Origin of the sequence: Segatella buccae ATCC 33574 (assembly GCF_000184945.1) — a bacterium.
Lineage (GTDB): Bacteria > Bacteroidota > Bacteroidia > Bacteroidales > Bacteroidaceae > Prevotella > Prevotella buccae.
The window spans coordinates 3063858-3079728 of record NZ_GL586311.1; the positions used below are offsets into that span (position 1 = coordinate 3063858).

A 15871-nucleotide genomic window follows, 5' to 3' on the forward strand; every position below is an offset into this window, starting at 1 on the left:
AAAGTTAACCTTTTTTTTCATGATATGGAAATAAAAAGGTTCATCATTTATGGGTATTTTGCAAACTGGAGTTGGCAAACGGCTTCATTAAAGGGGATATTCCGTTCAAATCCTTTAACTTTTCCTCAGTTTTCGTTTAACTTCCTTAACCATTCTGCCGCGCTTCTTTTCCACCTATTATTATATGTCGGCGGAATTATGGATAAAACTCCCGAAAAAGCTCCTTTAACTCCGAAAAAATCAGTAAGTTTGCAAGATGAATCAGTAACAGGTATAAGCCAATGGAACCATTAGCCGAAAGAATGCGTCCCCGCACACTCGACGACTACGTGGGGCAGCAGCATCTCGTGAGCCCCGGGGCCGTGCTGCGCCGCATGATAGAGGGCGGGCGCATCTCCTCCTTCATCCTTTGGGGCCCGCCGGGAGTGGGGAAGACCACGCTGGCGCAGATCATCGCCAACCGCCTCAAGACACCTTTCTACACGCTCAGCGCCGTGACAAGCGGCGTGAAAGACGTGCGTGAGGTCATCGAACGGGCCGGCCGCAACCGCTTTTTTGACTCCCTGTCGCCCATTCTTTTCATCGACGAGATACACCGGTTCAGCAAAAGTCAGCAAGACTCGCTGCTCGGGGCCGTGGAGAAGGGCGTGGTGACGCTCATCGGGGCCACCACCGAGAATCCCTCCTTCGAGGTGATACGCCCGCTGCTCTCGCGCTGTCAGCTCTATGTGCTCAAGCCCTTGGAGAAAGAAGACCTGCTCCGGTTGCTCCACCGGGCCGTGACCGAGGACACCGAACTACGCAAGCGCGACATCCGTCTCACCCAGACCGACGCGCTGCTGCGCTACAGTGGCGGCGACGCGCGCAAGTTGCTCAACATCTTGGAGCTGGTGGTGGAGGCCTGCGGCGACGCGCCCACGGTGGAAATCACCGACCGCTTGGTGGAGGAACGGTTGCAGCAGAATCCGCTGGCCTACGACAAAGACGGCGAGATGCACTACGACATCATCTCGGCCTTCATCAAGAGCATACGCGGCAGCGACCCCGATGCGGCACTCTACTGGATGGCACGCATGATAGAGGGGGGCGAAGACCCGAAATTCATCGCCCGCCGGCTGGTGATCAGTGCGGCCGAAGACATCGGACTGGCCAACCCCAACGCTTTGCTGCTGGCCAACGCGGCTTTCGACACGGTGACGAAGATAGGGTGGCCCGAGGGCCGCATACCGCTGGCCGAGGCCGCCGTCTATCTGGCCACGAGCCCCAAGAGCAACTCGGCCTATCTGGGCATCGACGCCGCACTGGCCCTCGTCAGGCAGACGGGCAACCTGCCCGTGCCGCTCCATCTGCGCAACGCGCCCACCAAGCTCATGGCCGACCTCGGCTATCACGACGGCTACAAGTATCCCCACGACTATCCGGGCCATTTCACCCCGCAGCAGTATCTGCCCGACGAGGTGAAAGACCGCCGCCTGTGGCACGTCCAGCATTCGCCTGCCGAGGAGCGGCAGTATCAGTGGATGAAGACCTGCTGGGGCGATAGATTTGAAGAGAAAAACCAAAAATAGCTTCCATGCTGTACGAGAATCCGGAGTTTGTGAGAACGCTCCAGCACATCATTGAGTTTGTAGGCACCTTTGCGTTTGCCGTTTCCGGCATCCGCCATGCCGCCGCCAAGCATTTCGACTGGTTTGGCGGTTTCGTCTGCGGCATTGCCGTGGCCATCGGGGGCGGCACCATCCGCGATGTCTGCCTCGGTGTCACCCCCTTTTGGATGACCTCCGCCCTCTACATTGTCTGCACGTTTGTGGCCCAAGGCGTGGTCATTGTGTTCAGCCGTTCACTCAAACGGCTCGACAACGCCTGGTTTGTGTTCGACACGCTCGGCCTTGCCCTTTTCACCATCGCCGGCCTTCAGAAGACCCTTGCCCTCGGCCATCCCTTCTGGGTGGCCATCGCCATGGGCTGCATCACCGGTTCCGCCGGCGGCATCATCCGCGATGTGCTGCTCAACAACGTGCCCGTCATTTTCCGCAAGGAGATCTATGCCATGGCCGGTGTGGCCGGAGGCCTGCTCTATTGGCTCCTCTTCCGCCTCGGCGTGGATGTGAGCGTCACTGTGGCAGCCACTTTCCTCACCATCTGCCTCATCCGTCTGCTGGCCGTGAAATACCACATCTCGCTGCCCAAACTGCGCGGGGAAGAGCGGTGAGCATCACGGGCAGCAAATTCTTCCCGACGCGTGGGGGCAGCTCTTTAGGCCTGCCTGACGGCTCGTGTGGGCCGTTGCCGGAAGCGGGAGGAAGAATGAAAGATTTTGAAAACAGAAAAAACAGATAGAATGGAGATACAAACGACTATACCACAAGAGTATCTACAAGCTGTGGAGGCAATGAAGAAGGCTATCCTTCATAGTCAGTATCAGGCGGCTAAAGGGGTAAACAAGATACAACTGTCCCTTTATTATGCCATTGGACAATATGTGTCGGCTAACTCCCGACACGGCCATTGGGGAAAGCACGCGATAGATACAATCAGTTTGTCGCTGCAAAGGGAGTTGCCCGGCCTGCGAGGGTTTTCTTCTCCGCATATCCGGAGTATGCGATTGTTCTATGAGACTTGGAGCGATGTTGAAGATTGCTCGCCACTGGCGAGCAAAATAGATACTAATGTGCTCATCAGAAAATGCTCGCCATTGGCGAGCGGAATCAGTATGGATGAATTTTTTGGAATAAGTTTTACCCATCACATGGAAATCATTCGCCAGACAACTTCTTTGGAGGAACGGGCTTTTTATATCCACCAGACATACTTGAACCATTGGTCCAAATACGCTTTGCGCGACCATCTGAAAGCCGACGACTTCCATCACCGGGGCATGCTCCCCAATAATTTCAGTCAGGCGATGGCCGATTCCCATCAAGCTTTGAAAGCTGTGAGCATGTTCAAAGACGAGTATCTCCTCGATTTTATCAATGTGGAGCAGTTAGACGAGCAAGACCGCGAAGACATCGACGAGCGGGTGGTCGAGACGAGCATCGTCAACAACATCAAGAAGTTCGTCATGATGTTTGGCCGTGGTTTTGCCTTCATCGGCAATCAATACAGGCTGATGGTTGGAGAAAAGGAATTCTTCGTGGATCTTCTTTTCTATAATCGCGAGATTTCCTCCCTTGTGGCCATCGAACTCAAGGCCGGCGAGTTCAAGCCGTCCTATCTCGGGCAGCTGAATTTCTATTTACAGGCTTTGGACGATCAGGTCAGGATGCCGGGCGAAAATCCGTCCATAGGCCTTGTGTTGTGCAAGAATGCCGACAAGATGGTTGCGGAGTATGCCGTGCGTGACTATACCAAGCCGATGGGCGTGGCAACATACAGAACTACCAAGGACATGCCCAAGAAACTCCGGGATGCTCTTCCCGATATTGAGGAGTTGAAGAAATTGCTGTGAGTGACGACGGAGTGACGACGGAAAATGAGCGGAGGAATGAAGGGAAATCTGTTGGCGGAGATTGTCTGTGGGGCGCGGAGAAGCCTGAATCTGCCCAATGGCATCAGAAAGACACCATCTCACACTTTTGTAAAACCATTTATGCGAAAAACGGCTCCGTGCTTGCGATATTCCCGACTAAAACCCCGCCGGCCGGAAATACGCCGATTTTGACGAGGCATGTAACCCTTTGACTGTCAGTCTTTTGATTTTTCTTGACACGTGAAACCATCTCCAAAGGGATGTGAAAAGGCCCGAACGAGAAGTCCGTTCGGGCCTTTTTGGCCGGCCGTCGTGCCGCTTTGGCAGTCTGACTGTGCCCCTTTCGCCTTGTCATCCGGCCTTTTCTCTATCCCATCCATGCCTTTTAGTCGTTTTCCGCCCACCATTCTGTGCTATTTGGCCGGTTTTTAGAAGAGGCTTTTTGTCAAGGAAAATCAGGGTTCCGGATTCTTTTGTCGCGCTTGACGGAATATGCTTGTATCGTCATCAATACCTACTTTATATCTCTATCGAGTCGGGAATGTTCTCCAACCGTGTGAGAATATGTTTTCGCCATAAATGTAATGACTGTCACCGTGAGGACATCCTTCCCTCTTCAAGCAGCCTTTGTCCTTCCCTCCCTCCCTACAGGGAGGGCCGGGGTGGGTCTCTAAGGAGGATCTTCGGTCTTCTTGAGGGTCTCTAAACGAAAAAAGAGAATCTCGCATGAGATTCTCTTTGTACACCCTTAGGGATTCGAACCCTAGACCCACTGATTAAGAGTCAGTTGCTCTACCAACTGAGCTAAGGGTGCAGGTCATAACAACACGGCTGCGGGTCTTTAGGAGCCATCAAGAAGTGCGCCCTTAGGGACTCGAACCCTAGACCCACTGATTAAGAGTCAGTTGCTCTACCAGCTGAGCTAAGGGCGCCTCTTGGTTGTTAAGCGGTTGCAAAGGTACGGTGTTTTTTCAAGACCACCAAATAAATCCTAAACTTTTTTACAAACTTTTTCTTGTATGTAAGTTGTTTCAATACATGCCCTGTGCATATAATAACCCGTGTGCCATCAGCGGCCCAACGGGCATGGACACCCTCTCTGCTTGATGCTACTGATCACTTCCTGATAAAAATCTTCAACGCCCGGTTTTGGGTGGAGCGGGCGATTTTGCGTAAGGCCCGGTCGCGAATCTGGCGGGCGCGTTCGCGCTTGATGCCCATCTGTTCGGCTATTTCGGCCAGTGAGATGCGGCCCGTGCCCAGTCCGTAGAAACCGCGCACCACTCGCTGTTCGCGCTCGTCGAGTGTGGCCACGAGCGACTCCAACGCCTCGATCATGGCCTGCACGTTGTAGTCGTCGTCAGGATGTATGGCATCCTTGTTTTCCAAGATGTCGAGCAAGGTAAACTTGTTGCCCTCCGAGAGCGGTGCGTCGACCGATGCCGGCTGCACTTCGTGGCGCGACTTCTGCCGCATGATGTCACGCGGCACACGGTAGAGGCCTGCCTGCTGCTCCACGGCCCGTTCCATCGCCTTGCGCACATAGGGGGCGGCGTATGCCACAAAACGGTTGCCACGCGAACCGTCAAACTTTCCGGCCGCTTCCATCAGTCCGATGTTGCCCTCCGAGATGAGGTCGCTCTGTGCCAGTCCACGGCCACGGAAACGCCGGGCCATTGCCACGACAAACTTCAGATTGGCCCGTGTCAGTTGTTCCAATGCCCCTCGGTCTCCGGCTTGTATGCAGGCTGCGAGGTCTTGTTCCTTTTCCGGTGTGAGGGGCGACTCCTGACCTATCTCGTCAAGATAGGTGTTCAGGGCATTTCTTTCGTTGCTGTCCATATCCTTACTCTTTTTCGTCTTGTTTTTCGTAGGCCGCCGTGGGAGTGGGGTGGGGCCGCCTATCTTATGCAAAGATAGTGCCAATGAGAGCAATGAGAACTTGTTCTCTGATTGCCGAGTGCCGCCTATCTTATGCAAAGATAAAAATAAAAAACGAGAAACATTGTTGAAACGGGTAGAAAAATTGTTACGGTCTTTGGGCAAATTGCCCTTTTCGGTAGCCTGCCTTTATCGAAAAAGCCTCCCGGAGGCGTTGGCTGTCCGGGAGGCTTATGCTGTGGTGGGGCTTGAACTGCCCCGAGAAGCGTTGTTCCTGCATGGCGAAGACCGTCGGGAGGCGGTTCCGGGCACAGGGCATCAGCTGTTGAACTCCTGCCAACTTTTCACCTTGAGCGGCTGTCGGCCAAGCGTGCAGAACGCCTCGATGAAGGCTTTGGCAAGGCGCGTGTTGGTCATGAGCGGAATGTTGTGGTTGATGGCGTCGCGGCGAATCTTGTAGCCGTTGGTGAGTTCGCGGCTCGTATGGTTCTTGGGCACGTTGACGATGAGGTCGAAACAGTGCCGGGCTATCATGTCGGTCACGTTGTTCTCACCCGGTTCGTCGGGCCATGCCACAGCCGTGGCCCGCACGCCGTTGTCGTTGAAGAAGCGTGCCGTGCCTGCCGTGGCAAAGATGTTGTAGCCGTTTTCCACCAGCATTTTGCCCGCGTCGAGCATGTCCACTTTGCTCTTCACACCGCCGCTGGAGATGAGGATGTTCTTCTCCGGCAACCGGTAGCCCGTGGCGATGAGCGCGTTGAGCAGCGCCTCGTCGAAGTCGTCGCCCAGACAGCCCACCTCGCCCGTGGAACTCATGTCCACGCCCAGCACGGGGTCGGCATTTTGCAGGCGGGCGAAGGAGAACTGGCTGGCCTTCACGCCGATGCGGTCGATGTCGAACTCGGAGGAGTCGGGCTTGGTGTAGGGTGCATCGAGCATGACGCGCGTGGCCGTCTCGATGAAGTTGCGCTTCAATATCTTCGACACGAAGGGGAACGAACGGGAGGCACGCAGGTTGCACTCGATGACCTTCACCGTGCGGTCTTTGGCCAGATACTGGATGTTGAACGGTCCCGAGATGTTGAGTTCGCGGGCTATCTGCCGCGAGATTTTCTTGATTTGGCGTATGGTGGAGTAGTAGATGTGCAGGGCGGGGAAGCATATCGTGGCATCACCCGAGTGTACGCCGGCATATTCGATGTGCTCGGAGATGGCATATTCCACCACCTCGCCCTTGTCGGCCACGGCATCGAACTCTATCTCCTTGGTCTCCTGCATGAACTGGCTCACCACCACGGGATAGTCTTTCGACACCTCGGTGGCCATGCGGAGGAAACGCTTGAGTTCGTCCATGTCGTAGCACACGTTCATGGCCGCACCCGAGAGCACGTAGGAGGGGCGCACGAGCACGGGGAAGCCCACCTGACTGACGAAGCTCTTGATGTCGTCGAACGAGGTGAGGGCGCGCCAGGCCGGCTGGTCGATGCCCAGTTTGTCGAGCATGGCCGAGAACTTGTCGCGGTTTTCGGCACGGTCGATGTTGACGGGCGACGTGCCGAGGATGGGCACATCCTGCCTGTAGAGCTTCATGGCGAGGTTGTTGGGTATCTGTCCGCCCACGCTCACGATGACGCCCTTGGGCTGTTCGAGGTCGATGATGTCGAGCACGCGCTCCTCGGTGAGTTCGTCGAAATAGAGGCGGTCGCACACGTCATAGTCGGTGGAGACGGTCTCGGGGTTGTAGTTGATCATGATGGACTTGTAGCCCAGACTGCGTGCCGTGGTGATGGCGTTGACCGAACACCAGTCAAACTCCACCGACGAGCCGATGCGGTAGGCTCCCGAACCGAGCACCACCACCGACTTCTCGTTGTGGCGGTAGGGCACGTCGTAGCCCTCGGCATGGTAGGTGGCATAGAGATAGTTGGTGAGTTCGGGATGCTCGCCGCCCACGGTCTCTATGCGCTTGATGGCCGGCACGATGTCCATCCGCTTGCGCCGGGCGCGCACCTTCAGGCCCGCCTGCTCCATGTTGGTCTCGCCCTTGAGCACGAAGCGGGCTATCTGGAAGTCGGAGAAGCCCGCGGCCTTCACCTCGCGCATGAAGTCGGGCGTGATGTCGTCGAGCCCGTGGCAGGCTTCGAGCCGGTGCTTGAGGTCGACGATGTGGCGCAGCCGTTCGAGAAACCACTTGTCTATCTTGGTGAGTTCCTCGATGCGCCCGATGGTGTAGCCCCGCTCCATGGCTTCGGCGATGGCAAAGATGCGCAGGTCGGTGGGGTGGGAGAGCTCCTCGTCGAGGTTGTCGAAGTGTACGTGGTTGTTGCCCACGAAGCCGTGCATGCCCTGGCCTATCATGCGCAGGCCTTTCTGTATCATCTCCTCGAAGGATCGGCCGATGGACATGATCTCGCCCACCGACTTCATCGACGACCCGATGAGGCGGCTCACGCCGGCAAACTTGGTGAGGTCCCAGCGCGGAATCTTGCATATCATGTAGTCGAGCTGCGGAGCCGTGTAGGCCGAGTGGGGCGTTCCCATTTCGCCTATTTGGTCGAGCGTGTAGCCCAGTGCTATCTTGGCGGCCACGAAGGCGAGCGGATAGCCTGTGGCCTTGGAAGCCAAGGCCGACGAACGGGAGAGGCGCGCGTTGACCTCGATGATGCGGTAGTCGTTGGTTTCGGCGTTGAAGGCAAACTGGATGTTGCACTCGCCCACGATGCCCAGATGGCGCACGCAGCGCACGGAGATGTCTTGTAGCATCTTCACCTGCTCCTCGGCAAGCGAACAGGTGGGGGCCACGACGATCGATTCGCCCGTGTGGATGCCCAGCGGGTCGAAGTTTTCCATCGAGGCCACGGTGAAGCAATGGTCGTTGGCGTCGCGTATCACCTCAAACTCTATCTCCTTCCAGCCCTTGAGCGACTCCTCGACCAGTATTTGCGGGGCAAAGGTGAAGGCCGACTCGGCCACTTCGCGGAACGTTTGCTCGTCGGGACAGATGCCCGAACCCAGTCCGCCGAGGGCGTAGGCCGAACGTATCATCACGGGGAACGAGAGCTCACGGGCAGCCTGCAGGGCATCGGCCATGTTCTCCACGGCACGGCTGCGGGGCGTGAGCAGGTCTATCTCGTCGAGCTTCTTGACAAAGAGGTCGCGGTCTTCGGTGTCCATAATGGCTTCCACGCTCGTGCCGAGCACCTCCACGCCATACTCCCCGAGCACGCCGCTACGATAGAGTTCGGTGCCGCAGTTGAGGGCCGTTTGTCCGCCGAAAGCCAGCAAGATGCCGTCGGGGCGTTCTTTCTTGATGATTTCGGTCACGAAGTAGGTGGTGACGGGTTGGAAGTACACCTTGTCGGCGATGCCTTCAGAGGTCTGGATGGTGGCGATGTTGGGATTGACGAGCACCGAGTGGATGCCCTCTTCCCTGAGTGCTTTCAACGCCTGCGAACCCGAATAGTCGAATTCGCCGGCCTGTCCGATTTTCAATGCGCCCGATCCGAGTACGAGCACTTTGCTTGGTTTCTTGGTCATTGTGGTGTGATGGTTTAGTGGTTTGTCTTGATGGGTGTGCCCCGGGCCGCCGACAGGCTATCGCATGTCTTTCATCCTCACCTCCGTGCCCGGCAAGTGAGCCAGTGTGCGGGCGATGTCTTCCGGTCGGGTGCGGTTGAAGTTGTAGGGGTAGAGCACTTTGGGGCGTATGACCTCAGCCGCCTTGCGCAGTTGCGCGAGGGTCATGGTGTAGGGGCGGTTGCAGGGCAGGAAGGCGATGTCAACCTTGCCCAGATGTCTCATTTCGGGCGTAAGCTCCGTGTCTCCGGCTATGTAGATGCGCAGTCCGTCGAGGTCGAGCAGATAGCCGTTGTCGCGCCCTTTGGGGTGAATCTTGGCCAGCTTCTTGTCGGTGTTGTAGGCCGGTATGGCCGTGACGCTCATTCCCCGCCCGAGGTCGGCCCGCTGTCCGTTGCGGAGCACGATGCCCTTGCCGTGGAGCAGGTGATTGCTCACGGAGTCGCAGATGATGTTGGTCTTCTTCGGGTCGAGCAACACGTGGATGGCGTAGGGATCGAAGTGGTCGTTGTGGGCATGGGTAATCAGGATGAAGTCGGCCTTGGGCTTGTCGATGTATTCCACGATGGGTTCCACGTGGCTGCAAACGGGGTCGATTTCAAATTCCACGCCGTCGAAATTGAGTTGCAGACTGGCGTGCTTGATGGGTATCACGGTGAGTTTTTTACCCGAGGGAGAGAAAAAGACATCAAATCTGCCATCCGTTTTGGGATTGCATCCGCACAGACCGAGCAGTGCCAGTAGGGCTATGGTCGTTTTCCATTTGTTCATAGTCGGGTTGCTATGGGGTGTCGGCAAATCTTCTACAAAGATTCCATCGGTGAGCGCAATGAATGTTTGCCCTCTGATTGCCGAACGCCGCAAATCTTCTACAAAGGTAGGTAAAAAGTTTCAATGACGGTGCATTTTAAGGCTTGTCCGTCGCTTTTTTCTCTTCTTTTACCGTTTTTAGTTTCTTTTTTGAATGAAAACCGAATAAATCCTTTATTCCGCTGAAGTCTTTCTTGATGATGAATCCCAGCCCCTGCGTGTTGAGGCTGTTGCGGGTGAAGTAGCGGTCGTTGGTCTGGTTGTAGACTCTCACGGCCAGATTGCCGTTGGGGAAGAGCAGGTATCTGATGTCGAAGTCGCCGATAAACGAGGTGGTGGCGTTGGCATTGTCGCGGTAGCCGAACTGTCCGTTGATGAGCAGCCGGTTGTTGAGCAGCCGCCCGTTGAGTATGCCCTCATACTCGGCGTTGTTCCATCCCTCGTCACCGGTGGAGATGTTGGCTCCGAAATTCCAGTTGGTGTTGTTGACCACGGTCGACAGCACATTGTTGAGCTGCTGCGAGATGGTGCCGCTCAGCAGGCTTTGCATGGCCAGCGAGGTCTGGCTCTGCTGCACTGCTTCCTGCTCGGCCGGTGCGTTGTTGTTGCCTTGCGAGTAGAATCGGCCCACGGCCAGCAGATAGAGCACCTGCTGGTTCATTTCCTCCTCGCTGTTGATGAGACTGTACACCATCTGTTTGGCGTCGCTGTTCACTGTGGGCAGGTCGAGGGCAAAGTCTATCTTCGGGGCCTTGGGGGTGCCGGTGATGTTCATCAGGCAATTCACACGGATGTTGTTGCTTGAGAACCTGCGCCCTATGTTGAGATCGGAGAGGCTCACGCCGTTCACCACATATTGGGCCGCGAGGTTGAGGTTGGCATTGTAGGCATCGCCGCCGAAGGTGATGGTGCCCCCTTGGTTGAAGATAAAGTCTTTCTTGATGATGTTTTGGATGGTGAGTTTGTAGATACCGTGATCCACCACGTAGGTGCCGAACATGTCGAACGCCCCCTTGTTGAAGTAGTTGGCCCGCAGCACCCCGTCGCCGTTGAGGGCGATGTAGTCGCCCGTCTGGTTGTCCATCATCAGTTTGAGCGTCAGGTTTTGGTTGCAGTTGATGACGAAGTTGATGCGCATGTCCGACGGGATGTCGGGCGCGTTCTCCTCCTCTCCGTCCTCCGGCAGACGGGGAGCGGGCCCGTCGTCGGGCCGTATACAAGCTCGGAGCAAGGTGGGGAGGGTGTCGTGCGGGGTGGCATCGTGCCAATGGATGAAGTCTCCCGAGCCGATGGCATCGGGGCTGGCGGCGTTGTAGACGAACACGGAACCTTTCTCCGGCCGTGCGTCGATGTCGAAGACTGTCTCGCCACTCTTGCCGTGTATGCCGCAGGAGCCCGTGGCGTAGACGGTGGCATAGAAGGTGTTGCCGCCAAACTCGTGGGTGTCGAAGGCCAGCAGATTGTGTGCCTTGATGTCAATGTCGTAGCTGAGTTGCGTGAGATGCTTGTGGTGGATGGCTCCGTCGACGATTCCGAGATGCCCGTTGCGGTCTCTCACGCTGTCTTTCACGAGGTAGATTTCGTTGGGCACGGCGTGTATGGTGATATCCTTGAACGTGTAGTCGGTGTTGGTGGGCTTGACATGCAGGCTGCCCGATGCCTTCAGGTCGCCCGTGAGATTGATGCTGCTCAGCGGTCCGGCGACAGTCACTTTGCCGTGGGCGCGGGCATCGACATTGCTCATGAAGCTGCCACAGAAACTCTCCAGAAACTCCAGTCGTGTGCCCTGTGCCTCAATACCCAGGTCGATGTTGTCGTGCTTGGGCGACACGTAGCCCCTGATGAGGGTCTTCGCCCCGGGCCCGTCGTCGGCAGTGGCATCGATGTCTATCCGGCCTTCCACCTTATTATAATCCACATGGGCCGAGAGCGTGCCCATCCGGCCGCCCTCAAAGCGGAAGCGGTTCACCGTCAGATTGGCGTAGGCCGACGGACTGTTGAAGGCCGACGAGATGCAGGCGCGGCCCGATGCCCGTCCGGCAAACTCCACAGAGTGGAAATTGACGAGGTTGAGTATATAGTTTACGTCCACATCCCGCAAGTCCACCAGCAGCGAGTCTTCGCCCCGGTTGGTTGCCAGTCCCGACACGATGACATGCTGGTCGTTATGCACGAGGGCGAAATGATCTATCGTGAGATGGTTTTTGCTGTACACGATGTCGCTCGGCTGCACCTTCCACACCGAGTCGCCCACCACGATGTCGCTCGGCATGATGCGCGCATGGGCTGCCGCCACACCGTTGGTGTATTTGAAAAAGGTGGTCTCGGCATTGAGACTGCCGTGCATGTCGAGTTTGCCGCTGCGGTTGCGGTAGGTGATCAGCGTGGCCAACTTGTTGTCGGCTGCCGCCGCACTCACCTTCAAGTGCGACCGGTGGGTGGCATTGTCCACCCTGTCTACACTGATGTCGGCTTTCAGCGTGTCGCCCGGCGTGTCGATGACGATGCTGCCGTTGCGATAGTCTGTGCCGTCGTAGGCAAAGGCGGGCAGGCTCATCTGCATGTCGAGCGCACGGTTGTGGTCGCTCATGGTACCGCTGATGCGTGCCGGGATTGTCAGTGTGAGCGGGAGGTGGAAGAAGTGTTGCAGCCAGTCGCTGCGGGTGATGGTGGCATCGATGCTGAAGTCGTTGTGCCGGCTGCCGGTGCGCGGCGGCAGACCGGGCAGGGTGGGGAGCTTGTCGCCCACCATGTTGATGAAACTCTTGGCCAGCGTTTTGTAGTCGTAGCGGCCCTCCAGCCTCACTTGGGCGAAGTCGCTGTCGAGCGAGATCACCCGTTGCGTGCCGTTGCGCCGTGCTTCGAGGAGGAAGTGGTCAATGGTGTATTCGTCCTTTGCCGACTTCATGGCAAAGTCGTTCAGTCTCACCGAACCGTCGAGCTCGGCCAACGTGCGGCCCGTGAAGTCGGCTGTGAGGTTGAAACTGAAATCGGTGCCGGGGTAAGCGTGGCTGATGTTGAGTGCCGAGGGATTGAAGCGTTCCACCTCTAGTGTCAGATTGGCATGAGTTTCCTGCCGGGACAGATTGAAGTTGCCTTTCAGTTGGAGGGTCACATTGGGGTCTTCCACACCCAGCGTGCCGTTGAACGTGCCTTTACGGTAGGTTCCGTCGATGTGTATGTTGCTGTAAGTGTAGGTGTTATAGTCCAGTTTCGACACCACTCCTTGAAGCAGCAGATCGGGCATTCCGTGCCCCCTCAGTGTGCCGTCGATGTTGATACGTGTGGCGAGCGTGCCCAAGCGCGGATCGTCGAGCAGCCGCCGTAGATTGAGCCCCGCGGTCTCTATGCGCCCGGAAAACTGACGTCCGCTTTTTCCGAGTGCGATGTTGGCATTGCCGGCCTCCGTGTGCATGATGCCTTTGGCGGCGAAGTTGCTTCCGTAGCCGCCCACTTCTCCCACAAAGGCGATACTGCCCATGCGCCTCACCTCCTGCGGAATGTCGAGCCGCCCCCCCAGATTTTCCACGATGAAGCGGATGCCCTCGGCACTCATGCGCAGGTCTCTGACGGCCGCAAACCACCGTGGGCGGTAGTTCCAACCGTCCACGGTGCCGTCGGCCGAGAGTCTCACGCTGCCGTCGGCCGCATCGATGCCCAGTCCCTTGATGCGGATGCTCGTGCTCGTCCCGCTGAAACCGGCCTTCAGTCGGATAGCCGTCTGCCACTTGCCGAGGGGCGGCAGAAAGCTCCGCAGGTCGCCCGGCGTGACGGTGGAAGGGGCGATGCTGCCCTCAAACTGCAACGTGGGCATCTCCATGCGCCCGTCCTTGTAGCTGTAGGTGGCGGTGACCGGCCCCAAGACGAGCCGCGTGTGGGGCAGTTCGAGCACAAAGTCTTTCAGCGAAGCCTGTCGCCTGTCGGCCTCAAACTTGAAGTGGAGGTCTTTCAGAGTGAATCCCGACCGGTCTCTGAAAGCCAGCATCTTCACGTTGGCCGAGATGGCCGTGTCGGTGAGCTGGTTGAGCATGAAATGGCCGCTCAGGTTGGTCAGGGCCAGATGGTCGGCATTGAATGTGCCCGGTGTGAAGGGTGCGTCGCGCCGGTCGTAGCGGATGGCGCCGCGCCTCACCACAAGCGAGTTGATGCGCAGGTCGAGGGGCGTGTGTGCCGTGGTGTCTTTCGAGGCCAGCGAGTCGAGCACAAACTGGTAGTTGGGCTCCGCCTCGGCATTCGCCCGGTTGAGTCGGGCGTCGAGTCCGAATATCTGCGCCGACGAGATGGCAATGCGCCCCTTGCCCAGTGCAGCCAGTTCGATTTTGGCCGAGAGTCTCGAAGCCACGAGCATCGTGTCTCGTTGCCGGTCGAGTATCATCACCTTGTCGATGATGACACGGTTGAGAAACCCCAGATCGACGCGCCCCACGGTGACCGTCGTGCCCAGTTTTTGGCCGATGGCCGAGGCAACGCGGGCACCGAGAAAGGCCTGCACCGTGGGTATTTGCAAAAGCAGGATAACGGCCAGATAGACACTTGCCAATGTCCAGATGACCCCGTTGGTGATATGTTTAAGTTTTTTCAGATGCGAATATTCCGTGAATTTTACTGCAAAAATACGGTATTTTTGTCAGACCGTCCAACAAAAAGGGCTAAAATCTTTCCCACCACACATTTTTTCACTATATTTGCATCGTTTTTAGATCAGCGGTTTGGAACTATTCAGAGAAAGTATAAACCTTAAACATATTGAATGTAGTTATGGCAAATGTAATTAAGTTGCGAAAGGGCTTGGACATCAACCTCAAGGGGAAGGCCGCTTCGGACAAATTGCCATTGAAGGCTGTTGAGGAGATCGCATTGATCCCCGACGACTTCGTGGGTGTCGTTCCGAAAGTGGTGGTGCGCGAAGGCGACCATGTCAAGGCAGGCGAAGCCCTGTTTGTCAACAAAAACTGCCCCGAGGTGAAGTTTGCTTCGCCCCTCAGCGGCACGGTGACGGCCATCGAGCGTGGCGAGCGTCGCAAGGTGCTCTGCGTGAAGGTGAAAGCCGATGCGCAGCCGTCGGCTGTCGATTTCGGGCGCAGGGATGCAAGTGCGCTCAGTGGCGAGGAGGTGAGAAAAGCTCTGCTCGACGCGGGTCTTTTTGGTTATATCAACCAGTTGCCTTATGCGGTATCCACCACACCGGATACGACGCCTAAGGCAATTTTCGTTTCCGCCCTGCGGGACATGCCGCTGGCCGGTGACTTTGAAGTGGAACTTGAAGGCAATGAAGACGCTTTTCAGGCCGGACTCACCGCACTCGGCAGGGTGGCCAAGACCTATCTCGGCATTGGTGCTCACCAGACGGCCGGGGCACTCGTGCAGGCCCGCGACGTGGAAGTCAACGTGTTTGACGGCCCGTGCCCAGCAGGCAACGTGGGCGTGCAGGTGAATCACCTCTCGCCGGTGAACAAGGGCGAAGTGGTGTGGACGGTAGACCCCACGGCCGTGATATTCTTCGGCAGGCTGATGCTCACAGGCAAGGTGGATTTGCGCCGCACGGTGGCACTCGCCGGCAGCCGCATGACCGTTACGGGATATGTGGAAGCCCTTGTGGGCACACCCCTCAAGACCCTGCTCGACGGCCGGGTTGACACTGCCGGGGACACACGCGTCATCAACGGCAATCCGCTCACGGGCCGCCGCGCCACGCTCGCCGACTATCTGGGGGCGCACACATCAGAGGTGACCGCTCTGCCCGAAGGCGACCACGCCGACGAGTTGCTGGGCTGGATCATGCCTCGCACCGGGCAGTTCTCCACTTCCCGCAGCTACTTCTCGTGGCTCTTGGGCAAGAGGGAGTACGACCTTGACGCGCGTCTCAAAGGCGGCGAGCGCCACCTCATCATGAGCGGCGAATACGACAAGGTGCTGCCTATGGACATCTACGGCGAGTATCTCATCAAGGCCATCATCTCCGGCGACATCGACAAGCAGGAGCAGTTGGGCATTTATGAGGTGAGTCCCGAAGACTTTGCGCTGGCCGAGTTTGTCGACAGTTCCAAGCTCGAATTGCAGAAAATCGTGCGCGAGGGCCTCGACATCCTGCGCAAGGAGAATGCTTAAAGTTCTGCTTCACGAATAAAAGAT

At 57.1% G+C, this 15871-nt stretch carries 9 protein-coding genes and 2 tRNA genes; 5 read left to right on the plus strand and 6 right to left on the minus strand.

Translation table 11 applies throughout. The features are described from left to right. Positions 1–24: 24 nt before the first annotated feature. From HMPREF6485_RS12160 to HMPREF6485_RS12175, 4 genes are all read left to right on the plus strand, one after another. Positions 25–294: a hypothetical protein gene (locus HMPREF6485_RS12160; RefSeq protein ID WP_044126108.1), complete on the plus strand. Its 270-nt coding sequence runs from the start codon at positions 25–27 to the stop codon at positions 292–294. Further along, positions 282–1568: a replication-associated recombination protein A gene (locus tag HMPREF6485_RS12165; RefSeq protein WP_004346862.1), complete on the plus strand. Its 1287-nt coding sequence runs from the start codon at positions 282–284 to the stop codon at positions 1566–1568. The genes HMPREF6485_RS12160 and HMPREF6485_RS12165 overlap by 13 nt, the downstream gene beginning before the upstream one ends. Positions 1569–1573: 5 nt before the next feature. Beyond that, on the plus strand, positions 1574–2212 hold the full coding sequence (locus HMPREF6485_RS12170) for a trimeric intracellular cation channel family protein (protein ID WP_004346863.1): 639 nt from the start codon (positions 1574–1576) through the stop codon (positions 2210–2212). A 129-nt stretch (positions 2213–2341) separates the two neighbouring features. Beyond that, positions 2342–3451 carry a PDDEXK nuclease domain-containing protein gene (locus HMPREF6485_RS12175; protein WP_004343648.1) on the plus strand — a complete coding sequence of 370 codons (1110 nt, stop codon included), beginning with the start codon at positions 2342–2344 and terminating at the stop codon, positions 3449–3451. Between the two features lie 762 nt (positions 3452–4213). Here HMPREF6485_RS12175 and HMPREF6485_RS12190 read toward each other — a convergent pair. From HMPREF6485_RS12190 to HMPREF6485_RS12215, 6 genes are all read right to left on the minus strand, one after another. Then, positions 4214–4286, minus strand: a tRNA-Lys gene (locus tag HMPREF6485_RS12190). Positions 4287–4331: 45 nt separating this feature from the next. Beyond that, positions 4332–4404: transfer RNA gene (locus HMPREF6485_RS12195), tRNA-Lys, on the minus strand. A gap of 184 nt (positions 4405–4588) precedes the next feature. Further along, positions 4589–5314, minus strand: coding sequence for a sigma-70 family RNA polymerase sigma factor (locus HMPREF6485_RS12200; RefSeq protein ID WP_244912434.1), 726 nt, complete (start codon positions 5312–5314; stop codon positions 4589–4591). A 357-nt stretch (positions 5315–5671) separates the two neighbouring features. Next, positions 5672–8890 carry a carbamoyl-phosphate synthase (glutamine-hydrolyzing) large subunit gene (carB, locus tag HMPREF6485_RS12205; protein WP_004346870.1) on the minus strand — a complete coding sequence of 1073 codons (3219 nt, stop codon included), beginning with the start codon at positions 8888–8890 and terminating at the stop codon, positions 5672–5674. A gap of 57 nt (positions 8891–8947) precedes the next feature. Then, the gene (locus HMPREF6485_RS12210; RefSeq protein WP_004346872.1) at positions 8948–9700 is read right to left on the minus strand and encodes an MBL fold metallo-hydrolase; all 753 of its coding nucleotides are present in this window, start codon (positions 9698–9700) and stop codon (positions 8948–8950) included. 136 nt (positions 9701–9836) lie between these two features. Next, positions 9837–14279, minus strand: coding sequence for a translocation/assembly module TamB domain-containing protein (locus HMPREF6485_RS12215; RefSeq protein ID WP_004346874.1), 4443 nt, complete (start codon positions 14277–14279; stop codon positions 9837–9839). A 218-nt stretch (positions 14280–14497) separates the two neighbouring features. Between HMPREF6485_RS12215 and HMPREF6485_RS12220 the strand changes: the two genes are divergently transcribed. Continuing rightward, a complete protein-coding gene (locus HMPREF6485_RS12220; RefSeq protein WP_004346876.1) occupies positions 14498–15847 on the plus strand; it encodes a Na(+)-translocating NADH-quinone reductase subunit A in 1350 nt (449 codons plus the stop codon). Positions 15848–15871: the final 24 nt, after the last annotated feature.

Coding starts and splice junctions, on each gene's coding strand:
- HMPREF6485_RS12160 (WP_044126108.1), top strand. CDS start 25: ATGGAAATAAAAAGGTTCATCATTTATGGGTATTTTGCAAACTGGAGT.
- HMPREF6485_RS12165 (WP_004346862.1), top strand. CDS start 282: ATGGAACCATTAGCCGAAAGAATGCGTCCCCGCACACTCGACGACTAC.
- HMPREF6485_RS12170 (WP_004346863.1), top strand. CDS start 1,574: ATGCTGTACGAGAATCCGGAGTTTGTGAGAACGCTCCAGCACATCATT.
- HMPREF6485_RS12175 (WP_004343648.1), top strand. CDS start 2,342: ATGGAGATACAAACGACTATACCACAAGAGTATCTACAAGCTGTGGAG.
- HMPREF6485_RS12200 (WP_244912434.1), bottom strand. CDS start 5,314: ATGGACAGCAACGAAAGAAATGCCCTGAACACCTATCTTGACGAGATA.
- carB (WP_004346870.1), bottom strand. CDS start 8,890: ATGACCAAGAAACCAAGCAAAGTGCTCGTACTCGGATCGGGCGCATTG.
- HMPREF6485_RS12210 (WP_004346872.1), bottom strand. CDS start 9,700: ATGAACAAATGGAAAACGACCATAGCCCTACTGGCACTGCTCGGTCTG.
- HMPREF6485_RS12220 (WP_004346876.1), top strand. CDS start 14,498: ATGGCAAATGTAATTAAGTTGCGAAAGGGCTTGGACATCAACCTCAAG.